The 22,015-nt window shown below is 60.1% G+C and carries 21 protein-coding genes and 2 pseudogenes; 9 read left to right on the top strand and 14 right to left on the bottom strand.

The genetic code is table 11. The annotated features are described in order from the left end of the window. The first annotated feature begins 9 nt into the window (after window positions 1-9). Genes hpxX through hpxZ form a run of 3 tightly spaced genes read left to right on the top strand, consistent with a single transcriptional unit; the run spans window position 10 to window position 1,975 of the window. Complete coding sequence (hpxX, locus tag K5I40_RS20445; protein WP_223074821.1) at window positions 10-198, top strand: oxalurate catabolism protein HpxX; 189 nt, start codon at window positions 10-12, stop codon at window positions 196-198. Beyond that, entirely contained in the window at window positions 195-1,592 is a 1,398-nt protein-coding gene (locus K5I40_RS20440) for an AtzE family amidohydrolase (protein WP_223074820.1), read from the top strand. The genes hpxX and K5I40_RS20440 overlap by 4 nt, the downstream gene beginning before the upstream one ends. Then, entirely contained in the window at window positions 1,589-1,975 is a 387-nt protein-coding gene (gene hpxZ / locus K5I40_RS20435) for an oxalurate catabolism protein HpxZ (RefSeq protein WP_139563446.1), read from the top strand. Before K5I40_RS20440 ends, hpxZ begins: the two co-directional genes overlap by 4 nt. 47 nt (window positions 1,976-2,022) lie before the next feature. On the opposite strand, the gene puuE is transcribed toward hpxZ, so the two are convergent. The 3 genes and pseudogenes from puuE to K5I40_RS20420 all read right to left on the bottom strand — a co-directional run bounded on the left by puuE (window position 2,023) and on the right by K5I40_RS20420 (window position 4,442). Next, complete coding sequence (puuE, locus tag K5I40_RS20430) at window positions 2,023-2,967, bottom strand: allantoinase PuuE (protein ID WP_223074819.1); 945 nt, start codon at window positions 2,965-2,967, stop codon at window positions 2,023-2,025. Window positions 2,968-2,983: 16 nt separating this feature from the next. Beyond that, window positions 2,984-3,727, bottom strand: a complete 744-nt coding sequence (gene hpxA, locus K5I40_RS20425) for an allantoin racemase (RefSeq protein ID WP_039030072.1) — start codon at window positions 3,725-3,727, stop codon at window positions 2,984-2,986. Then, window positions 3,727-4,442, bottom strand: a pseudogene (locus K5I40_RS20420) (GntR family transcriptional regulator). Before K5I40_RS20420 ends, hpxA begins: the two are co-directional and overlap by 1 nt. 144 nt (window positions 4,443-4,586) lie before the next feature. On the opposite strand from K5I40_RS20420, the gene K5I40_RS20415 reads away from it, so the two are divergent. Together K5I40_RS20415 and guaD are read left to right on the top strand one after the other, a co-directional pair. Next, a complete protein-coding gene (locus tag K5I40_RS20415) occupies window positions 4,587-6,074 on the top strand; it encodes an NCS1 family nucleobase:cation symporter-1 (RefSeq protein ID WP_039030070.1) in 1,488 nt (495 codons plus the stop codon). Between the two features lie 105 nt (window positions 6,075-6,179). Continuing rightward, window positions 6,180-7,499 (top strand): guanine deaminase, encoded by a 1,320-nt coding sequence (guaD, locus tag K5I40_RS20410; protein ID WP_223074834.1) that lies wholly within the window; start codon window positions 6,180-6,182, stop codon window positions 7,497-7,499. Window positions 7,500-7,541: 42 nt separating this feature from the next. Here the strand turns inward: guaD and uraH are convergent, their stop codons facing one another. From uraH to K5I40_RS20395, 3 genes are read right to left on the bottom strand one after another with little or no spacing between them, the layout of a single operon-like run. Continuing rightward, entirely contained in the window at window positions 7,542-7,868 is a 327-nt protein-coding gene (uraH, locus tag K5I40_RS20405) for a hydroxyisourate hydrolase (RefSeq protein WP_039030068.1), read from the bottom strand. Next, the gene (gene uraD / locus K5I40_RS20400) at window positions 7,865-8,365 is read right to left on the bottom strand and encodes a 2-oxo-4-hydroxy-4-carboxy-5-ureidoimidazoline decarboxylase (RefSeq protein ID WP_223074817.1); all 501 of its coding nucleotides are present in this window, start codon (window positions 8,363-8,365) and stop codon (window positions 7,865-7,867) included. Before uraD ends, uraH begins: the two co-directional genes overlap by 4 nt. Next, window positions 8,343-9,725 carry a nucleobase:cation symporter-2 family protein gene (locus tag K5I40_RS20395; protein ID WP_223074816.1) on the bottom strand — a complete coding sequence of 461 codons (1,383 nt, stop codon included), beginning with the start codon at window positions 9,723-9,725 and terminating at the stop codon, window positions 8,343-8,345. The genes uraD and K5I40_RS20395 overlap by 23 nt, the downstream gene beginning before the upstream one ends. Before the next feature lie 343 nt (window positions 9,726-10,068). Here K5I40_RS20395 and hpxO point away from each other — a divergent pair, with 343 nt between their 5' ends. After that, entirely contained in the window at window positions 10,069-11,223 is a 1,155-nt protein-coding gene (hpxO, locus tag K5I40_RS20390) for an FAD-dependent urate hydroxylase HpxO (protein ID WP_223074815.1), read from the top strand. Between the two features lie 37 nt (window positions 11,224-11,260). On the opposite strand, the gene hpxR is transcribed toward hpxO, so the two are convergent. Then, on the bottom strand, window positions 11,261-12,172 hold the full coding sequence (gene hpxR / locus K5I40_RS20385; RefSeq protein WP_223074814.1) for a LysR family hpxDE operon transcriptional regulator HpxR: 912 nt from the start codon (window positions 12,170-12,172) through the stop codon (window positions 11,261-11,263). Between the two features lie 124 nt (window positions 12,173-12,296). On the opposite strand from hpxR, the gene hpxD reads away from it, so the two are divergent. Both hpxD and K5I40_RS20375 read left to right on the top strand, forming a co-directional pair. Beyond that, complete coding sequence (gene hpxD, locus K5I40_RS20380) at window positions 12,297-13,334, top strand: molybdenum cofactor-independent xanthine hydroxylase subunit HpxD (protein ID WP_039030063.1); 1,038 nt, start codon at window positions 12,297-12,299, stop codon at window positions 13,332-13,334. A 12-nt stretch (window positions 13,335-13,346) separates the two neighbouring features. Continuing rightward, window positions 13,347-14,315, top strand: coding sequence for a PDR/VanB family oxidoreductase (locus K5I40_RS20375; RefSeq protein WP_139563454.1), 969 nt, complete (start codon window positions 13,347-13,349; stop codon window positions 14,313-14,315). Between the two features lie 20 nt (window positions 14,316-14,335). On the opposite strand, the pseudogene K5I40_RS20370 reads toward K5I40_RS20375, so the two are convergent. Next, window positions 14,336-15,336: pseudogene (locus K5I40_RS20370) on the bottom strand (zinc-binding alcohol dehydrogenase family protein). A 108-nt stretch (window positions 15,337-15,444) separates the two neighbouring features. Here K5I40_RS20370 and K5I40_RS20365 point away from each other — a divergent pair. After that, the gene (locus K5I40_RS20365) at window positions 15,445-16,359 is read left to right on the top strand and encodes a LysR family transcriptional regulator (protein WP_223074812.1); all 915 of its coding nucleotides are present in this window, start codon (window positions 15,445-15,447) and stop codon (window positions 16,357-16,359) included. Here the strand turns inward: K5I40_RS20365 and nanQ are convergent. From nanQ to nanR, 6 genes are all read right to left on the bottom strand, one after another. Then, entirely contained in the window at window positions 16,313-16,795 is a 483-nt protein-coding gene (gene nanQ, locus K5I40_RS20360) for an N-acetylneuraminate anomerase (protein WP_223074811.1), read from the bottom strand. The genes K5I40_RS20365 and nanQ overlap by 47 nt on opposite strands. Further along, a complete protein-coding gene (locus tag K5I40_RS20355) occupies window positions 16,792-17,667 on the bottom strand; it encodes an N-acetylmannosamine kinase (protein ID WP_223074810.1) in 876 nt (291 codons plus the stop codon). Before K5I40_RS20355 ends, nanQ begins: the two co-directional genes overlap by 4 nt. Continuing rightward, window positions 17,664-18,353, bottom strand: a complete 690-nt coding sequence (locus K5I40_RS20350; RefSeq protein WP_039030057.1) for an N-acetylmannosamine-6-phosphate 2-epimerase — start codon at window positions 18,351-18,353, stop codon at window positions 17,664-17,666. Before K5I40_RS20350 ends, K5I40_RS20355 begins: the two co-directional genes overlap by 4 nt. 18 nt (window positions 18,354-18,371) lie before the next feature. Further along, entirely contained in the window at window positions 18,372-19,862 is a 1,491-nt protein-coding gene (locus K5I40_RS20345; protein WP_223074809.1) for an MFS transporter, read from the bottom strand. 86 nt (window positions 19,863-19,948) lie between these two features. Next, window positions 19,949-20,848, bottom strand: coding sequence for an N-acetylneuraminate lyase (gene nanA / locus K5I40_RS20340; protein ID WP_223074808.1), 900 nt, complete (start codon window positions 20,846-20,848; stop codon window positions 19,949-19,951). A 124-nt stretch (window positions 20,849-20,972) separates the two neighbouring features. Next, window positions 20,973-21,758, bottom strand: coding sequence for a transcriptional regulator NanR (gene nanR, locus K5I40_RS20335; RefSeq protein ID WP_138371028.1), 786 nt, complete (start codon window positions 21,756-21,758; stop codon window positions 20,973-20,975). Between the last annotated feature and the right edge of the window lie 257 nt (window positions 21,759-22,015).

The raw sequence follows: 22,015 nt of genomic DNA, 5'->3' as shown, positions 1-22,015 counted from the left end.
GAGTTCAACATGACGACACCACAAACCGAATGGGATGCTTATCTCGCCCAAATGGAACACTTGCTGGCACTGGAGCTGGACGACGCGCGTCGCGCCGAGCTCAGCGTGCAGTTTACCCGCATTGCGGCGATGGCTGAGCCGTTGCTGGCTTATCCCCTCGACGACCGCGTCGAAATCGCCGGAGTCTATAAAGCATGAAGCTACCTGAGATGACGATCGAAGAGATACGGCGTGCGTTAACCTGCGGCGAGCTGAGCGCCGTGGAGATTGCCCGCCACACCCTGGAGAATATCGCCCGCGTCAATCCGCATATCAACGCCTGGACCCACATCAGCGAAAAGCGGATGCTGGCTGAGGCGGAGCAGATTGATAGCCTGCGCCGGGACAAGCGCCCCCTGCCCGCGCTGGCGGCTGTTCCCTTTGCGGTTAAAAATCTGTTCGATGTCGCCGGACACACCACCCTTGCCGGAGCAGAATTGTTCAGCAACCGCCCCCCCGCCGTCGCCGACAGCCGGGCGGTGCGTCAGCTGCAAAGCGCGGGAGCGCTGCTGTCCGGGATGCTGAACATGGATGCCTACGCCTACGGTTTCACCACCGAAAACAGCCACTACGGGGCCACGCGCAATCCGCACGATCTTTCCCGGATCGCTGGCGGCTCTTCCGGCGGGTCGGCAGCTGCGGTGGCGGCCGGGCTGGTCCACTTCTCGCTGGGTAGCGATACCAACGGATCGATACGCGTTCCGGCTTCGCTGTGCGGCATCTTTGGCCTGAAGCCGACCTTCGGCCGTTTGTCCCGCGCCGGCAGCCACCCCTTTGTCGCCAGCCTTGACCACATCGGCCCGTTTGCCCGCCGTGTCAGCGATCTCTCGACGGTATACGATGTGCTGCAGGGCCAGGATCCCGCGGACAGTTTTCAGGCCGACAGAGCCAGCGAGCCCACGGCGAACCGGCTCTGCCGTGGGCTGGAGGGCCTGCGCTGCGCCACGCTTGGCGGCTATTTCTCCACCTGGTGCGATAACGACGCCCGTGCGGCTGTCGCCCGCGTCGCCCGGGCGCTGGGCGTTCAGGAGGAGCTCATTTTCCCGGAGGCGGAGCTGGCCCGCTCCGCAGCCTTTATTATCAGCGCCTCCGAGGGGGGAAATCAGTATCTTCCAGCGCTACGCCGCGAGCCGGAGCGTTTTGAGCCTAACTCCCGCGAGCGCCTGCTGGCGGGAGCGATGATCCCCGCCAGCTGGTATATCCAGGCCCAGCGCTTTCGCAACCATGCCCGGCAGGCGTTTAACGCCCTGTTCGCCCATGCTGAGGTGCTGATCGCCCCCGCAACCCCCTGTGCCGCTACGCCTGTCGGGGCGCAGATCATGGAGATCAACGGCCAGCCCCTGCCGATCCGCGCCAGTATGGGAATGCTGACGCAGCCCATCTCCTTTATCGGTTTGCCGGTCACCACGGTTCCGCTTCGCACGGCGGGCGGGCAGCCGATTGGCCTGCAGTTAATTGCCGCGCCGTTTAACGAGCAGGCCTGCCTGCGCGTGGCCCGGGTACTGGAAGAGATGGGTATCACCGATGCCAGCCCGGCGGAGGTGGCAGCATGATGACCGGAGAAGAGATTAACCGCCCGCAGGTGCTTGCCGAGGTAACGGCGGCGTTTTATCGCTACGAAGAGGCGCTGGTCAGCAATGATATTGCCGTACTGGATGAACTTTTCTGGCACGACGCCCGCACGGTAAGGCTGGGGGCCGGGGAAAACCTGTACGGTATCGACGAAATCCGCGCGTTTCGTGCCGCCCGCCCTGCCGCTGGCCTGCAGCGCGAGCTGCGGCATACCACCATCACCACCTTCGGCGAGGATTACGCAGTGTGCAGCACCGAGTTTACCCGCGAGGGCAGCGAGCGTATTGGCCGTCAGCAGCAGACGTGGGTACGCTTTCCCTCTGGCTGGCGAATTGTCGCCGCCCAGGTGAGCCTGATGCTTTAATGTGCTGGAAATACCCTCTTCCTGGACGGGAGAGGGTGAAGACAGGGCTATTGGGTTTGTGACGTCTGGTACGGATGAAAGTCACGCCAGCGATCGGCAATTTGCTGACGGGTACAGATCCAGACGTTGTCATGCTGCTGCACATAATCAAGAAAGCGCTGTAGCGCCCGAAAGCGGCCCGGCCGTCCAAGCAGGCGGCAGTGCATCCCAATGGACATCATTTTCGGCGCAGACTCGCCCTCCTCATACAGCACATCAAAGCTGTCTTTCAGGTAAGTGTAAAACTGCTCGGCGGTATTAAAGCCCTGGGCGGTGGCAAACCGCATGTCGTTCGCATCAAGCGTGTAAGGCACAATCAGATGCGGTTTGCGCGTGCCGTCACTGCACGCCACCTCGCTCCAGAACGGCAAATCATCGCCATAATAATCGCTGTCGTAATCAAAGCCGCCGTGCTCCACCACCAGCTGGCGGGTATTGGGGCTGTCGCGGCCGGTGTACCAGCCTGTGGGAGGCTTGCCAAAGAGATCGGTGAAGACCTGCACCGCTTTATTCAGATGCTCGCGCTCCTGCTCAATGGGCATGTTCTGGTAATGGATCCAGCGCCAGCCGTGGCTGACCACGTCATAATTGGCCGCTTTTATCGCCTCCACCACATCCGGATGACGCGCCAGCGCCATTGCCACACCGAACACCGTTAGCGGCAATCCACGACGGCTGAACTCCCGGTGGATGCGCCAGAAACCGGCGCGGCTGCCGTACTCATATAATGAATCCATCGACATATGCCGGTCAGGGTAGCTGGCGGCACCGATAATATCGGACAAAAACTGTTCTGAACCGGCATCGCCGTGCAGCACGTGGTTTTCGGAGCCTTCTTCATAATTAAGCACAAACTGCACGGCAATCCGTGCGTTGTTCGGCCACTGCGCGTGCGGCGGCTCGCCTGCGTAACCGCGCAGGTCGCGCGGGTAATCGTCTGCCAAAAATGCCATCTCCCACCTCTTCTCGTCAGAATGAATTTAATGTCTGAAATTTGCCGCTTAACGTCTTGGCCTCCGGATAAGCTAAATCGCCCTGCTTGCTGGTGGACAGCCCGAGCGCCACCAGCGACTCCACCATCTTCACCGCCGCGCTGACGCCGTCGATCACCGGCACGCGCAGTTCACGGGTCAACGCCTGGGCCAGCGTCGCCATTCCGCCACAGCCCAGCACAATCGCCCCGCAACCATCCTCCTTCAGCGCCTGGATACAGCGGGCGCGCACTTTCTCCTGCGCCAGCCCGCTGCCATCCTCCAGCGCCAGAACCGGGAGATCGATGGCGTGAAGAGCGGCACAGTGGTGTTCAAAGCCGTACTGACGCAGAAGATGGCGGGCGATAATCAAGGTTCTCGGCAGCGTGGTCACAATTGAAAAACGGGTCGCCACCAGGGTCGCCATATGCATTGCCGCTTCGGCAATGCCTATCACCGGCCCCTGCGCCAGTTCGCGCGCCGCTAACAGGCCGGGATCGCCAAAGCAGGCAATCACGTGGCCATCCACACCCTGCTCCCGACCGGCTTTGATCTGCTCCAGCACGCCGACCGCGGCGATCGCTTCATCAAAATGGCCCTCAATGGATGCCACCCCGTCTTCGGGACAGACCGCCAGTATCCGGGTGCCCGGCGCGGCAACCGCTCTCGCGGCAGCGCCGATGGTTTCCGTCATGCCCGGGCTGGTATTGGGATTAATCACTTGTATACAAATAGCGGCCATTATTGCTCCTTAAAACCGGCAAACAGCCGGGCGAAATCAGGCAGAGTGACGCCAGAGCGCTCAAAACAGAGGCTGGCGGCGATATGTTCAAAATGGTGCGTCAATGCATCGCTGAGGGGCTGTAGCGCTTTCTCCCGCAGCAGCTGAATAAGCCGGTCGTGATCGTTGCAGCGGCAGCCCTGACGCCATGGCGATCCCCAGGTCGCAATCACTAAGGAGGAGCGCTGACTCAGATGGGTCACCATTTCCGTGAGCACCTGATTGCCGGAGATCGCCTGCAGCTGAATATGAAACCCGGCGGAGTAGCGGAGCGCCGCCGGACCGTCGTAGCGTTCATGGGCCTGCTGCTCCTGGCGGACAATCGCCTCCAGCCCTGCCAGGTGGGTTGGCTGGCAGCGGGCCAGCACATCAGGCAAATTCGCGACCTCCAGCAGGGTACGGGTACGAAAGATCGCCTGCGCCTCTTCAACCGTCGGGCTGGCGACCTGTGCACCACGTTTGGGTGCCAGCGTGACCATTTGCACCGTTGCGAGTCGCTGAAGCACTTTTCTGATCCCCGTCCGGCTTACGCCAAATACCTCCGACAGCGCCTCTTCCGGCAGTCTGCTTCCCGGGGAAGCTGATGCTCGACAATGGCCGTCATCAGCGCCTGGTAGATGGATTCGTCCTTATCATGCAGCTCTGGCGCGGCCTGCAGACGATGTTGGTTGCTCATTCATTACCCCAGCTTTTACTTTTAGATAGCATCTTGTATACATACGATTAAATTATTGTATACAAAATGAACGATTTCTGGCCTGGATCCTGCAACGCCTCAGTAAGCCACTTAAAACGGGTTTCACTTACAGGAGCAGATTTCATGCCAAACAGACAAAACACGCATCAGGTTAATGACGCCGATCCTCACGCGGGTTACAGCCCACGGCTCTGCAATGAAGATCTGGCCCCGACACGCGATCAAAACTGGAGCTGGTACAACATCTTTTCGTTCTGGATGTCAGATGTGCACAGTATGGGAGGCTACGTGGTGGCCGCGAGCTTCTTTACCCTCGGCCTGGCGAGCTGGCAGGTTCTGCTGTGCCTGCTGGTGGGAATTTGTATCGTCCAGCTGTGCGCTAACCTCGTGGCGAAGCCCAGCCAGATGGCGGGCGTTCCCTATGCGGTGATCTCCCGCCAGGCGTTTGGCGTCTTTGGCGCTAACATCCCGGCGGTGATCCGCGGGCTTATCGCCTTCGCGTGGTATGGCATCCAGACCTGGCTGGCGGCCAATGCGCTGATGCTGGTATTACTGAAATTCTGGCCATCGCTGTCGGCGCTTACCTCAGCCAGCTTCCTGGGTCTGTCCCATCTCGGCTGGCTCTGCTTTGCTACCATGTGGCTGCTGCAGGCGATGGTGTTCTGGCACGGAATGAGCGCGATTAAGCGCTTTATTGATATTGCCGGACCGGCGGTTTATGTGGTGATGCTGGCGCTGGCGGGCTGGATTGTATACAAAACCGGGCTCGACGGGATCTCCTTTACCCTCGCCAGTAAATCCCTCACCACCGGGGAGCAAACCTGGCAGATGATCACGGCCATCGCGCTGGTGGTCTCCTACTTCTCCGGCCCGCTGCTCAACTTTGGCGACTTCTCGCGCTACGGCAAAAGCATGGGCGAGATCCGCCGCGGCAACCGCTGGGGTCTGCCGTTCAACTTCCTGCTGTTCTCTGTCGTTACGGTGGTTATTGTCTCCGGTACTCAGTCCCTGTTTGGCCGGATGATTACCGATCCGATTGAAACCGTCAGCCGCGTAGGCAACGACCTGGCCGTCGCCATCGGCCTGCTGACCATGATCACCGCCACCATCGGGATCAATATCGTGGCGAACTTTGTCTCCCCGGCGTTCGATTTCTCAAACTGTTCGCCGCAGAAGATCAGCTTCCGCACCGGCGGAATGATTGCCGCCGTCGGCTCGGTCCTGCTGACGCCATGGAACCTGTTTAACTCCCCGGAGCTTATCCACTACACCCTCGACGTGCTGGGGGCGTTTATCGGCCCGCTGTTCGGCATTCTGCTGGTGGATTTTTATGTGATTAAGCGCGGTCAGGTTTCAGTTAACGACCTGTTCGACGATACGCCAAAAGGGAAATACTGGTATCGCAACGGCTTCAACCCAAAGGCCATCGCCGCGCTGGTTCCCTCCGTCGCCATTGGTCTGGTCATCAGCTTTATTCCGGCCCTGCATGAAGTGGCTAACTTTAGCTGGTTTATCGGCGTCTTTGTGAGCGCTGCCGCCTACCGATGGATTGCGCGGGAGGATCGCGCCGCTGCGCCTGCCCGTTTTGGCGCCCTTGCCCAGAAAGAGTAATTCAGCCCCGCCGCGGCACTCCGCCGCGGCGCTCCCTCCTTCCGGATAAACTGGCATCAATTTTGCTCGCTCTGTTTACCCTTTCGTTTAGCCACAAGGCAGAGACTGATGGACTACCAAATCGCCCTTCGCGGCGCCTTTTTCGACATCGGTACCGTTGCCGATTGCCCTGACGATATCGCCCGTCACGCACGCTACGTAGAGGATGGCTTACTTTTTATCCGGGACGGGTGCATTGTGGCGCTCCTCCCCTGGCTGGAGGGGGAGCAGTACCTGCAGCCACTGAAAGGCTATCGCGATCTGAGCGGGAAACTGTTACTCCCCGGTTTTGTCGATGCCCACGTCCACTATCCGCAAACCGAAATGATTGGTGCTTTTGGCGAGCAGCTGCTGGAGTGGCTCACGACCTATACGTTTCCGGTGGAAGGTCAGTTTTCCGACGCCGGTTACGCCACGGAGATCGCACAGTTCTTTATCAGCCAGCTCCTGAGCCATGGCACCACCACCGCGCTGGTATTTTGTACCCTGCATCCTGAATCGGTGGACGCCCTTTTCAGCGAAGCGCTGAAGCTGAATATGCGCCTGCTTGCCGGTAAGGTGATGATGGACCGTCATGCCCCGGACTATCTCAGCGAAAGCGCGGAGCAGAGCTACCGGCAAACCCGGGAGTTGATTCAGCGCTGGCATCAGCGCGGGCGCCTTGGTTACGCCATTACCCCCCGCTTCGCCCCCACCTCCACGCCAGCACTGCTGGCTGCGGTGCAACAGCTGCGGGAGGAGTTCCCCGACACCTGGCTGCATACCCATCTGAGCGAAAACCTCAGCGAAGTCGCATGGGTAAAAAGCCTGTGGCCGGAGCATGAACACTATCTTGATGTCTACCACCACTACCAACTGACCGGCGAGCGCAGCGTTTTTGCCCACGGCATCCATCTGGCGGACGCAGAGTGGCAATGCCTGCACGATACCGGTTCCGCCGTGGCCTTTTGCCCCACCTCTAACCTGTTTCTCGGCAGCGGGCTGTTCCGTTTGCCCACCTGCTGGCAGAAAAAGGTGCGAATGGGGATCGGCAGCGACGTTGGCGCAGGCACCACGTTCAGCATGCTGCGAACGCTGGGAGAGGCTTATAAAGTGGGCCAGCTGCAAAGCTATCGCCTGCGTGCCAGCGAAGCCTTCTACCATGCCACCCTCGGCGGTGCGCACGCCCTGCGTCTTGATGACAGGATTGGTAATTTCCAGCCGGGTAAAGAGGCCGATTTTGTGGTCATTGACCCGGCAGTCACGCCGCTGCAACGCTTACGCAGCGGACGCTGCAAAGATATCTATGAGCAGCTGTTCGTGTTGATGACCCTGGGGGATGAGCGCAATATCAGCGAGACCTGGGTGAACGGCAAATGCGTCTGGGGGGAAGCAGAGGAAGAGTAACAAGGGTACCGGCGTCTGACATGACGCCGGTAAAAGACTGCGTTAACTTCCGCGATAGGTAGACCAGCCGCCAGGGGCAATCAAAAACGGCAGATGGTAGCGATCGCCCGCCGTCTCCCGGATGGCAAAATCAATCTGCGCGCTCAGAAAGATCGTCTCCCGGCCACCGGCGGCAAACCACTCTCCAGTCGCCGCCGTCAGGCGGTAGCGCCCTGCCGCCAGTTGCCCGGCGCCGAGCTCGCCGATTCGCCCGTTCTCGTCCGTCACGCCTGCGGCAATCTGCGCGCCTTCCCGCTCCAGCGTTACCTTCACCCCCTGCGCCGGTCGGCCGGTAGAGATATCCAGAATATGGGTGCTTAAGGTACTCATTCGCCAATGGCTCCTTCCAGTCGTAATAACGTAATTTCGCGCAGCTGCGCTAACGCATCCTGCACCTCTGCACTGTCGCTGTTGCCTAAACGGCGCGACAGCGCCTGTAGAATATCCTCCCCGCTGCGCCCTTTAGCGCGGATCAGAAAGACCCGCCCAAATCGCGCCTCGTAGCGGGCATTGCCCTCCCTGAGGGCCCGGGCCAGGGCGGCATCGCCATCGTTAACGCTGGCCTGTTCCTGACGCGACAGCGCCGCGTGCTGCTGCTCACCCGCGGGCTTTTCGCCGATGCGCGGATGGGCGCTCAGGGCCTGGTTCAGCTCAACTTCTCCCCAGGAGGCCATCAGCTGCTGCGCGGCGTTCAGCATTGCCTCACGGGAGCGCCAGGGACGCCCCTCAGCCAGCGCCGTCGCCCAGCCGGGAACGGCGACGCAGGGAGCCAGCAGGGAAGCGGCCTCTGCGACGCTCAGGCGGTTAAAGTGATTCAGCGTGATCATCAGCGCTCCTTGTTACCGCCGCGGCGGTTGATGTCTCTTCCGGGATAATCAGATTGAGGATAATCGCGACCAGACCACCGCTGGTGGCCGCTGAGCCGAACAGGTTCTCAACCACCGGCGGGAAATGGGCCAGAAATTCAGGCACGGCTTCGATACCCAGCCCAAAGCCAAATGCCAGACCGACAATCAGCATATCGCGGCGGGTCAGCGGTTTCTGGGTCACGATGCGGATCCCCGCCGCGACCACGCAACCAAACATCACCATCGTCGCGCCGCCCAGTACCGGCGCCGGGATCTGACGAAGGAGCTCGCCAAAGGGGGGGAACAACCCCAGCAAAATCAGGATCCCACCGATATAGCGGCCAACGTAGCGGCTGGCAACGCCGGTCATCTGGATCACGCCGTTGTTCTGCGCAAAGGTGGTGTTCGGAAAAGCGCAGAGCATCGCCGCCACCATACAGCTGATCCCGTCCGCCAGAATGCCGCCTTTCAGACGCGTACGAAAGGCACGATCGTCGATGGACTGCTGCGAAATCAGGCTGTTGGCCGTCAGATCGCCGACGGCTTCCAGAATGCAGACCAGCGATACCAGCGCAATGGGCAAAAAGATCGCGCCGTTAAACTCAAAGCCAAACGGGAAGAGCTGGGGCAGGCGGAACCAGACGTCGCCAACGGGCTTAAGCTGGAAACTTCCGCTCAGGGCGGCCGCCAGGCAGCCGACGGCAATGCCAATCACCACCGACGAAAGTCGCAGCCAGCGATTTTTCATGCAGCTGAGCAGGACGATGGTGCCCAGCGTCACGGCGCCGAGCGTGATATTGCCCATACTGGCGAACTCTTTTGCATGCTCCCCGCCGCTCCAGTTGACGATGCTGACCTTAATCAGGCTCATGCCAATCAGCGCAATAACGCTACCGGTAATAATCGGGGTAAAAATTCGCTTCAGGGGTTCGATAAAGCGGCTGACGATACAGGGAACCAGTGCGGCAACGAAATTGGCGCCAAACAGCATAGCCATAATATCCTGCGGCGTGCCCCCCTGCCCCTTTACCCACATGCCGCCTGCGATCGCCACCCCGAGAAAAGCAAAGCTGGTGCCCTGCATACAGATCATGCCGGCGCCAACGCCCCACAGGCGGTTAGATTGTAAAAAGGTGCCGATACCCGATGCCAGCAGGGACATGCTGATTAAATAAGGCAGCCACTGCTCTAACCCTAATGCAGCCCCGATAATCAGCGGCGGCGTAATAATTCCCACCAGCCCGGCAAGCACATGCTGTAGCGCGCTGAAAATAGCCGGAACCGGCGGGATCTGCTGCTCAAGGCCGTACAGTAAGCCACCGTTCTTTTCCTCTGACATAGTCTTCATCCCGTTGCGAATAAGCGTGCAGTGGCAATTGCATAAACCAGGCCAGATTTGCTCACTTTTTGTCACTACTGGATTTACACCTTTAATATCAGTTAATTAATCGCTTCCTCAGTCAATAACCAGCGGTCTGAACCGCGCCAGCGCCATGAAACATTAGATTCTTAATTAGCTTTCAGGAAACTATTGATTCACAAAAGAGCAACATTCACCCCATTACGCCCTCCTTTTGTGCAAATGCCGCCGTAAGAGACGCCGGAAAGCGCCAGATCCCTTCGATCGTCATTGTGGTACGCAAATTGCTCAAGGCTATTACAACGCAAAACAGGAGAAGAATATGAAAGCACTGGTGATTGGGGGCGGAATTGGCGGTCTGAGCGCGGCGGTGGCGCTGAAAAATGCGGGTATCGAGTGCGAGGTCTTTGAGGCCGTAAAAGAGATCAAACCGGTGGGCGCCGCCATCTCCATCTGGCCGAATGGCGTAAAATGCATGCGCCACCTGGGTATGGGCGAAATTATCGACAGCTACGGCGGCCCGATGCATTTTCTGGCCTATAAAGAACACCGCCGGGCAGAGACCCTCACGCAGTTCAGCCTTGCTCCGCTGGTGGAGCGCACCGGCGGACGTCCCAGCCCGATATCCCGTGCGGAATTGCAGCGCGAGATGCTCGACTTCTGGGGACGCGATGCCGTGCAGTTCGGTAAACGCGTGACCCGCTGCGAAGAGAGTGCCGACGGCGTCTGCATCTGGTTCACCGATGGCTCAACGGCACAGGGGGATTTCCTGATTGCCGCCGACGGTAGCCATTCCGCGCTGCGCCCGTATGTGCTCGGCTACACCCCGCCGCGCCGCTACGCGGGCTACGTCAACTGGAATGGGCTGGTGGATATAGATGAAACCATCGCCCCCGGCAATCAATGGACCACCTTTGTCGGCGAGGGGAAACGCGTCTCGCTGATGCCGGTCTCCGGCGGCCGCTTTTACTTTTTCTTCGACGTTCCGCTACCGCTGGGCCTCCCGGAAGATCGCAGTACCCTGCGCGCTGACCTTAGCCGCTACTTCAGCGGATGGGCGCCGCAGGTGCAAAAGCTGATCGCCACTCTCGACCCGCATACCACAAACCGGATCGAGATCCATGATATCGAACCCTTCGATAAACTGGTGCGCGGGAAAGTAGCGCTGCTGGGGGATGCGGGGCACAGCACCACACCGGATATCGGCCAGGGCGGCTGCGCGGCAATGGAGGATGCGGTGGTGCTGGGGGATCTGTTCCGCCAGAGTCAGGACATTTCACAGGTGTTAGGCCAGTATGAAAGGCTACGCCGGGACCGGGTCCGCGACCTGGTGCTGAAGGCGCGCAAACGGTGCGATGTCACCCACGGTAAAGACAGGGCGCTGACAGAGGCGTGGTATCAGGAGCTGAAGGCTGAGACCGGAGAGCGGATCATCAATGGCCTGTGTGAAACCATTCAGGGCGGGCCGTTGGGCTAAACGCGGCGGCTGTTCGGGCTTTTGTGGACAACACCGGTTAGGGCGCAGCCTGCATCATCTCCATTACCCCGGTCAGCTTCTGGATAGCCATCTGCGCCGGGCGGGAAAGCTGGCGCGAGGGTGCGGTGCACAGGGCCAGCGTCAGCGGCCGCAGCAGCTTATTACGCAGCGGTATAAATGCCAGGCGCCCCTCCTTCACCTCATCCAGAACATCCAGTCGGCTAAGGACGGTAACGCCGCTGCCTTTCAACAGCAGCGATTTAATCAGCCGGATGTCGTTGCAGCGCACGCTATTTGCCGGGGAAAAATCATAATGGCGATAGAGCATCGACACCCGCTCATGCACGATGAGCGGTGCCCCGGCAATGATATGCCGCTCGTCGCTTAATTCCCCCAGTGAGAGCATCGCAGCCTGAGCCCGGGGATGATCCGGGCGCATCACCACCCCCATCTCCAGCTCGGCAAATGCCAGCACGCTCAGTCCGGCCTGGCCTTCGGAATCGAGGATCAGGCCAAAATCGAGATCCGCCTGCCGCACCCGCTGGCTGACGGTATGGCTGTCCGCCACCTGCAGGTTCAGCTCCAGCCAGTGCCAGCTGCCAATAATCTCCGCCAGCGCGGCGGCAAAACATCCTTCCGCCAGGGCCTGCACCATGCCGACGCTGACGGTGCCGCGCTTCAGCCCCTGCAACTCGTCAAATTTCTGCCGCGTAAGCTGAAACTCCTTTTGCCAGCGCAGCAGATTTTCATACAGCAGTTCGCCAGCGGTGGTCATACGCAGCCCTTCGGGCAGACGCTCAAACAGCGGCGTACCGAACGCCTCCTCGGCCTGCAAAATTTGCCGGTTAATCGCCGAGGCGGAAATATGCAGTTTTTCCGCCGCCCGGCGCAGGCTACCGCTGCGGGCCACTTCGGTAAAATAGACAGCAAAACGCGAAAATGGACTCATTCTGGCCTGTTCTCTTTTTTGCAACGCATAGCTGAATTAATGGCGATGGATGTCAACACCCTAATATGGCAACAATAAACTCACAACAATTAAACAAATATTTGTGTGAGCAGGAAAAGACGCCATGAACAGAACGCAACCCACGCCCCCCGCCCATTGCACCTTTGAGCCTGACGACTGGCTGCGTCTGGCGAAATGCTGGCACCCGGTCGCCCGCGCCTGCGATATCGGCCCGGCGCCGGTAAAAGCCACCCTGCTGGATGAGCAGCTGGTGATCTACCGCATTAAAGGCCAGGTGGTGGTAGCCCGCGATGTCTGTCCCCATCGCGGCGTACCGCTGACGCTCGGTTTTCACGATGAAGAGGGGATCGTCTGCCCCTATCACGGGCTGCGCTTCGGCGAAGAGGGCCGCTGCAACCGCATCCCCTCCAGCCCTGACCAGCCGGTTCCGGCTAAGCTTCATCTCACCGCATTTGCGGTGGAGGAGCGCTACGGCCTGATCTGGACCTGTCTGGACTTCGATCCGCAGGATCCTGTGCCGCTGCCGGTCATGCCGCACTGGCACGATGAGGGCTTTCAGCAAATCAACTGCCCGGGGTTTGAGGTCAAGGGTTTTGCCGGTCGTCAGGTCGAAGGGTTTCTTGATGTGGCCCACTTCGCGTGGATCCATACCGACACCTTTGCCGATCCGGATAATCAGGTCGTGCCGACCTACAGCACCCAGGAGACACCGTCAGGCTTCAGTGCCGATTACTGGAGTTCGGTGAGCAATTATCCCCCGAGCGCCGGTTTTCGGGCGCCGGAGGGGTTCCAGTGGTTACGCCATTTTGAAATGCATCTGCCCTTCACCGCCACCCTGACCATCCATTTCCCCGGCGATGATCGGCTGGTGATCATGAACGCCGCCTCGCCGGTCTCCTCGCGGATCACCCGCATGTTTGCGCCCATCGCGCGTAATTTCGATCTGCACGTGCCGGTGGAAGAGGTGCACGCCTTCAATCTGCGCATCTTTGAGGAGGATCGCCTGATGGTGGAGACGCAGCGTCCGGAAAGATTGCCGCTGGATTTAACCCTTGAGGCCCACATTCCCGCCGACCGCAGCTCCATCGCCTACCGCCGTGGTCTTAAGAAAATGGGTTTCGGCGACTTTTTCCTTGTCTGAAGGAGCACCATCATGAGCGAACTACTCGATGTTGTTGTGGACGGCCTCTGGCGCCAGGGGAGCCACAGCCTCGCCGTCAGGCTGGTGGCCGAAAACGGTTTGCCGCTCCCCGTCTGGCAGCCCGGCGCGCATATCGATGTGCATCTGCCCTGCGGGCTTATCCGCCAGTATTCCCTCACCGGAGCGCAGCGCGAGCAGGACGGGTATCTGATTTGCGTGGCGCTGGAGAGCGGCTCCCGCGGCGGGTCCCGCTATATTCACCAGCAGTTGCGCCCCGGCCAGAGGCTGGCTATCTCCCGCCCGCGAAATCTGTTCCCTTTACTGTCGGCAGAACGGGTGATGCTGCTGGCGGCCGGGATTGGCATAACGCCGCTGTATGCCATGGCATTGCAGCTGGAGGCGCAGGGGGTGCCCTTTACCCTGCACTATTATCTGAAAACCCGTCATCACGGGGCGTTTGTCAGGGAGCTGCAGCAGGCGTTCAACATCGGGAGTGTAGTGATTCACTGTTCGAGTGAGGGGAGCAGCGCCCGCCATCACCTGTCCGCCGCGCTGGCAGAATCAACATCCGGGACCCCGATTTACCTCTGTGGACCCGCTGGCTTTATGGCGCATGCACGTCACGCCGCGCTGGAACAGGGCTGGCCGGAGACGCTGATCCACAGCGAAGCCTTCCAGCCCCTCGCAACGCCTGCCGACGCGCAGGCGGGAGAGACCTTCTGGGTGACCCTCGCGTCATCCGGTGAACGGTGGCCAGTGCCCCCGCATCAAACCATCGCCCAGGTCCTTCAGGAGAACGGCATCGACGTTCCCCTCTCCTGCGAGATGGGGATTTGCGGGGCCTGCCTGACCCCGGTGCTGGAGGGGATTATTGACCACCGCGACACCGTTCAGTCGGCGGCTGAAAAATCGGCCAGCACACAGCAGATTGCCCTTTGCTGCTCGCGCAGCCGGTCAGCGGATCTGCGTCTGGATATGTAAGTGTTCCGGCGGCGTCTGCGTCAGAACCCTTCCAGCACAATCTTCCCGACCGCACGCCCGGTCTCTAACTGAGCATGGGCTTTCTGCAGATTTTCCGCCGAAATCGCCCCGTAGTGTTCACCCAGCGTCGTGGTGATAATTTTATCGTCAATCAGCCCGGCAACCCGGGTCAGCAGCTGGTGCTGCGCAATCATATCGGCGGTCTCAAACATGGAGCGGGTGAACATAAATTCCCAGTGCAGGGAGATGCTTTTTGCCTTCAGCGGGCGGGCGTCAAGCGTCTCGGGATCGTCAATCAGCGCCATTTTCCCCTGCGGTGCCAGGGCCTTAATGATCTCCGCGTAGTGCGCTGCGGTGTGGTTCAGGCTGGCGACGTGGGTCACCTCTTTGATCCCTGCGGCGGCGAGGGCTTCCGACAGCGGTTTGCTGTGATCGATAACATGATGCGCCCCCGCCTCCTGCACCCATTTCTGGCTTTCGGGACGTGACGCCGTACCCACAACGGTCATTTTCGTCAGCTTACGCGCCAGCTGGACCAGGATCGAACCCACCCCGCCTGCGGCACCGACGATCAGCAGGGTATCGCCTTCTTTACCCTGCTCCTGACGCCCAGGCGATCGAAGAGCATCTCCCACGCGGTGATGGCGGTTAACGGCATCGCCGCGGCAGCAGCGTTATCCAGGGTTTTGGGCTTGAGAGCCACAATACGCTCGTCCACCAGCTGGAACTCGCTGTTGCTGCCCGGCCGTCCCAGCGCACCGGCGTACCAGACTTCATCCCCCGGCGCGAAAAGCGTCACCGCCTCGCCCACCGCGGCAACAACCCCTACCGCATCCCAGCCGAGCACCCGTGGGGTATCGCCGCTAAACCCGGCGCGGACCTTGGTATCCACCGGGTTAACGGAGATGGCTTTTACTTCAATCAGCAGATCGTGACCTGTCGCCACCGGCTGCGGCACTTCGATATCCTGCAGGTAGGCGATGTTGTCAGGGGCGGAACGGGTAATGGCAATGGCTTTCATAATCTCTCCGGCGTTTTATCGTGTGAGTCGCAATAATTTGATGGTAAAGCGAAGCTGTGACGGGAAAAATAGCCTCGCGGAGACAAGACTTATACTCGGGAGATGAAAATGTTTCGGCTTGAAGATTTGTTACTGTTCGTGCGGGTCTCGGCCCTGAGCAGCTTCAGCGATGCGGCGCGTGAAGCGGGCGTCCAGCCGGCGCAGGTCAGTTCCGCCATCAAACGGCTGGAGTCGTCTCTCGGCATCCGGCTCTTTGCGCGCTCCACCCGCAGCCTGCGCCTGACGCCGGAGGGCGAAGCCTGGCTTCCCTACGCGCGCCAGATGCTGGATGCGATGTACGCCGGAATGCAAAAAATACGCGCGCCCGAAGAGGAGATCTCCGGCACGCTGCAGATTGCCGTCCCGTCGGATCTGGGCCGCCATCTTCTGCTCCCGGTGTTTCAGGCGTTTGACCAGCGCTACCCGGCATTGCGGCTGCGCATCTTTTTCTCCGACCAGGTGGCCGACGTGTTTAAAGATCCGGTTGATATCGCCTTTCGCTACGGCACGCCGGAAGATGCATCGTACATTTCGCTCCCGGTCGCGCCGGATAACCGCCGCGTGCTGGTGGCCTCTCCCGAGTGGGTCGCCCGCCACGGTGAGCCCTCGCACCCCGATGAGTTAAGCCGGGTCAACGCCCTTACCTTTGTCCTGCGCGGTCGCCTTCACGATCGCTGGACCTTTTTCCGCGACGGCGAAACCCACAGCGTGAGCGTCAGCGGCACCATGATGAGTGATGATGCCGAGGTCATCCGTCGCCTGGCGGTCACCGGGGCGGGCGTGGCCTATAAATCCAGGCTGGACGTCGCAGAAGATCTCCGCGCCGGTCGGCTGCAGATCTTGATGAAGGGGTATGAGGGGGAAAGCGTGCCGCTGAATATGATCTGTCCGCACCGCAAACAGCTGTCTGCGGGCGTCAGATTATTGTATGAAGCGGTTAAAGCGTGCTGTGAAGGTCAGTCAGCGCACGATGATGTAATTTGATCACCGCTTTTTTAACCGTCCCGGGGCGGGTGGTAAAACAGCCCGGCTTATGGGGTTCGCCCGGCATAAAAATGGCAAACATCCCCGGCTTCAACGTCACGGACTGCTGATTTTCAATGCGGTCGCAGAGCTGATAGTCCTCCTCCTCGTGCCACTCATCACAGTCCCGGGCGCTCTCCGCCAGGCCGAAATAGATGTGCTCTTCCCCCTCCAGCAGGATCTGGATATCGATGTAGGCGCGGTGCAGCTCCGCGCGTTTTTCCTCTTCATGCTGGGTCGCAAACTGCATCACATTCACCCACATCTCTTCACCCTGCAGCGGATAGCTGCCCGGTGCCAGCTGCGACAGCCCCGCGCTCAGCGCCTGGTCGATCGCCTGACAGAACACCGCCGACAGACCGGCAGCCTGCATGCGGTTGATATCCCCCAAAATCATTGCCACGCTCCTTTTGCCCACAATGCCGCGCCCAGCAGCCCCGCGTCGCCGCGATGGCGGGCTGAACAGAGTTCGGTCTGATAAACGCCTGGCTCCTGCGCCAGGTAGTGCTGCACCTGCGACAGATAGCCGTCGGCGAGGCCAATACTGCCGCCAATCACCACCCGCTGGCAGTCGGTCAGGGCTTTCAGATCGGCAATTAACCGCGCCAGCGTGCGGGCAGAGCGCGCAATCAGCGCCACCGCCTGGGCATGCCCCTCTGCGGCTTGGGCAAAAATGGCTTTCGCATCCAGCCCGCAAAGCTCTCCTTCTGCCGCCGCGGCGATGCCCCGGCCCGAGGCGATGGCTTCCACGCAGCCGATCCGCCCGCAGCCGCAGCGCGGCCCGTTCGGGTCGGCCAGGATGTGGCCGCAGTGCCCGGTCAGCCCGCCGGAGCCGGTCACCAGTTTGCCGTTATGGACAACCCCGCCCCCCACGCCGGTCGACACGGTGATAAACACCATATCGCGGACGGCGTGCGGCATGTGCTGATACTCCGCCAGCGCCGCGGCCTGGGCATCGTTCAGGGCTACGCCGGGAAGCCCGGTCAGAGCCGACAGATATTTCACCAGCGGGAAATGCGACAGCCCGCCGAGGTTTGCCGGGTTAATCGAGGTGAGCACGCCCTCCTGAATAATCCCGGTCGAGGCGATAGCGAAATGCTGCGCCCGCGGGTAAAGCGGCGTCACCAGTTCACTCAGCGCCGCTTCCAGCGCATCCGGCGCTTTGCTGGCGGGAGTGGGGATCTCCCGGCGCTCAATAATCTTCAGCTCGCTGTCCACCAGCGCCGCGGCGAGTTTGGTCCCGCCGATATCCATAGCCAGCGTAATCATTTTGTCGCTCCCTGCAGGGCATCGCGATACCACTGGCAGATATGCTCCAGCCGGGTGATGGCAGAGCCGACCGTCACGGCCCATGCCCCGTGCTCAATGGCCTGCGCCGCCAGCGCCGGTGAGTTGTAGCGCCCTTCGGCCACCACCCGGCAACCGGCCTGGCTCAGGGTTGAAACCAGCGCCAGATCCGGCTCGACGGGGGTGACGTCTGAGGTGTAGCCCGAAAGCGTAGTCCCAATCAGCTCAACCCCCAACTGGCGGCAATACAGCCCGTCCTGCTCTGAGGCGCAGTCGGCCATCGCGATCAGCTGATGGTGCCGGATGCGCGCCAGCAGGGCCTCAACCGGTACAGGGCGCGGGCGCTGCGTACCGTCAAAGGCAATAATGCTGGCCCCCGCCTCGGCCAGCGCATCCACATCCTCCAGCCACGGCGTAATGCGCACCGGGGTGTCGGGCAGATCGCGCTTCACGATGCCGATAACCGGCACGCTCACCACGGCACGTACCGCCCGCAGGTTTTCAATCCCTTCGATGCGCAGCGCCACGGCACCCGCCTGCTCCGCCGCCAGCGCCATCGCCGCAACAATCTCCGGCTTATCCAGCGGGCTGTGCGGTACCGGCTGACACGAGACGATCAGCCCGCCCCGGGCCTTAACGTTTGCATCCAGTTCATCAAGAAACGACATAACTCCTCCGTTAAAAATTCAGCCTTTGTGTCTGGCGAGCTGGCTGGCTTTGTCGCCTGCGATAATGGCGCCGCTGAACGGTTTCCCGTCGACGGCATCGTGGGTACGCAGGGCTTCAGGGTGCAGCCAGCGCTGAACCCGGGACGGCATATCAAAGCCAATCAGCAGGATGACGACGAACGTCAGGCCAAACGACAGCGAGCAGAGCGCGGTACCCAGATCCAGACGCTGGGCGATAAACGCCCCCAGAACCGGGGCCAGTGCGCCACCGAGCGCGCCGACGTTATAGGTAAACCCGAGCCCGGCCGCGCGCTGTTCAGTATCAAAATAGCCACCGATCAGTTTAGGCAGGATCCCGGAGATACCCTGGCCAAGCATCTGCTGGAAGAAGAGCAGCAGGCCCAGCACCCAGACGCTGCTGCCGCCAATGGTGAAGACCGGAACGATCAGCAGCTGGGAGGCCAGCAGGCTACAGACATAGGCTTTGCGCGTGCCCAGCCAGTCGCCAAGGAACCCCCCGGCGCAGCAGCCAGCCGCCGCGCCAAAGCCGCTGAAGAACAGCACCTGGGCAACGGTTGCGGGGTCGTAAGCCAGATCGGTTTTCAGATACGTCGGCAGCAGGGCCTGAATCGGCCAGGAGTATAAGAAGGCAAACAGTACCACCACCATCAGGGTGACGCCGGTCGGCCAGCGCTTGCCGCTGCTTTGCACCATAAAGCTGATAAAGATCCCCGCGCACAGCAGGCCGAGAATGGCCACAATCGCGGCGCTCTCCAGCTGGCCTGCGAAGCAGAACCACAGCGAAACGGCGGCCACCAGGGTCATGGCGATGTTGATAAACCGGTGTTCGCCGCGATAGAGAATATCCACCATGGTTTTGACCGGCGTATTGCCCTGCTGCTTCTCTTTCCAGTCTTCCGCTTCCGGGATATTTTTTCGCAGCCAGAGGGCAAACACGATTGGCAGAATGCCGATGAAGAACAGCGCCCGCCAGCCCCACTCCGGCACCACCAGGCTGTAAACCTGCGCCGCCACTACCGCGCCGACGGAGAAGCCCGAGATCAGGAAACCGCTGGCTTTATTACGCAGGTGTTTAGGCCAGCTTTCAATGACATAGGTGGCGCTGGAGCCATACTCCCCCGCCATCCCCATGCCGATCACCAGACGGGCGATAAACATGGTGGTGTAGCCCTGGGCCAGACCGCAGGCCAGCGTCCCGACGGAAAAGAGAACAATGCTGCTGACCATCGCCAGACGACGACCGTAGCGATCCCCCATCGCGCCCAGTACCAGGCCGCCGAACCAGCGGGAGATAAAGGCGGCGGAGATCAGACTCGCGGCGTGCAGGGTGGTCAGGCCGAATTCGGTTTTTATATCGGTTAAAACAAGGGCGATGAGGACAAAATCAAAACCATCAAGAACATAACCGACCCAGGCGGCAGAAAACGCGCGCCACTGCTGACGGTTAAGGCAACGATACCACGGGACATTTTGTGTCATTGTATTCATGTCAGTCTCCGCAATGGGTAAACCCATACGCTGTTTGTAGGATACAGCTTCAGTGATGCCGGGTATGCCCGGCATCCGGCGTTGTCTTATTGTTGTTCTTGTTCCTGCTGGAGCAGCTTCGCTAACGCCCGCAGCTCAGGCAGATACTTCTCATCCACAGGGGCAAACGGCTTGCGGCACAGCGGAACATCAATCACGTCCATATAGTGCAGCACCGTTTTCAGGCCACGGAACACGCCCACTTTGATCAGCAGGTCGATGACCTCGTTACATTTTGTCTGTAGTGCGCTGGCGGTGGCGATATCCCCCTCCTTCAGCGCTTTGACAATCCCCTGATAGCGCCAGCCCATGATGTTATAGGTGCTGCCGATGCCGCCATCCGCGCCTGCCAGCAGGCCGGAGGCGAAGATCTCATCGTAACCGTTGTACAGCACCAGATCCGGATGCGCCCGGCGGATCTGCTCCATCTGGAAAAGATCGCCGGAAGTCTGTTTCAGCGCGCCGACGCCCGGCAGGGTCACCAGGGTGTTGATCTGATCGAGCGAGAGTTTGACCCCGCTCAGGGCCGGAATGTTGTACACCACCATCGGCAATCCATCCGCCGAATCAATAATTCCCCGGTAGTGATCGCAATGCTCTTCAAAGCTGAACGGATAGTAGAACGGCGTGACGGCAGAGACGGCGTCATAGCCAAAACGGCTGGCGGCCTGGGCCAGCTGCTGGCTCTCATGGGTGCTGACGGTGCCGACATGGGCAATCAGGGTCACTTTGCCTTTGGCCTCTTCGGCGACGATCTCCAGCACTTCCTGACGTTCGGCGCTGTTCTGCACAAAGGCTTCGCCGGTGGAGCCCCCGATATACAGGCCGTCAATCCCCTGAGCGATGTTGAACCGCACCAGCTGGCGCAGGCTTTGCGTATCCAGCTTCTGCTGGCGATCGAAGGGGGTAAGCAGTGCGGGCATAACCCCTTTAAGCGTGACGGACATAGATACCTCGAATGTGTTGTGATGACGTTTTAACGGTAGACCTTTATACCTGTTATACCAGACAGATTAAAAACAGCGCGATCGAAATGCGCGGAACGCGATCTACTTCACTAAACGATCGAGGTTATTTGCGGCGCTTTTTGCCCTGTTCGAAGGCGTGCCAGGTGGCGAAAACGCTGGTGAGGTGGGCCTGTAACGCCTGTTCAGCGGCATCGGGGTCGCGGCTGCGGATGGCGTTAAAGATGGCGATATGTTGTTGATAGCTGGTGTTATTGTGCTCGTGCAGCGCCTGCTCAGGTACGGCAGGACGGGCGGCGATCAGCCAGTCGATCAGCGCCACGTGGATCGACATAAAAATAGGATTGTTGGGGATCTCCGCCAGCACGCGGTGAAACTCCACGTCGGAGCGGATAAACAGGGCATTGTCATCCAGCGACTGGCTGTTCAGCTCCAGCGCTTTTTCCAGCAGGGCAATCTGTTCATCGCTGGCATGCTGGGCGGCGTGGCGCACAAGGCTTGATTCAAAAAACAGGCGCAGCTGCTCAAAATGGGCAATCCCGCCCGGATGGGCGAGAAAATCTTTCGCCATACCGGAGAGTTCGCTGATGATGGTATCCGCAGACGGACGCGAAATACGGGCGCGCTCGCCGTTCTGGATCTGCACCAGCCCTTTACGCTTTAACGCCGCCAGCGCCTCGCGCACCGAAGGCCGCCCGACGTTGAAAAAGGCCATCAGCTCGCGTTCGGAAGGCAGCTGCTCCCCTTCGGCGAACTCCCGGCGGCGGATCATCTGCTCCAGCTCTTCTTCCACCATCTCGGACAATTTTTTGCGCGCCAGCGGGCGGCGACGCAAGGTGCGCCCAATGGTCTCAGAGGAGATTTCTGTCTGTTTTTCGCTGGAAAGAGTCATAGACGTTACATCGTAAGAAGTTGAGTTAAGGAGTTCTTTATCATACCACAGGCGTTTGTGCCAGGTGTTATGGGTTACGCAGGCGGCGGGGATAACTGTAGTGCAGACATCGACTTATATAGCGCTGGGCCCAGGAATATTGCCAATGGTATAATATCGGAATAATTCTCAATTGCAGATATTACTCTTTTTAAATATCGCCCTCGCCATTTAAAGATTATTAAACTTGACCAGGCGTTCAAATATTACTTCGCAGA

It is taken from the genome of Leclercia sp. LTM14 (assembly GCF_023736175.1).
Lineage (GTDB): Bacteria > Pseudomonadota > Gammaproteobacteria > Enterobacterales > Enterobacteriaceae > Enterobacter > Enterobacter barmai.
Note: the sequence above shows the minus strand (reverse complement) of the source record. Positions and strands in the feature narration are given on the sequence as shown.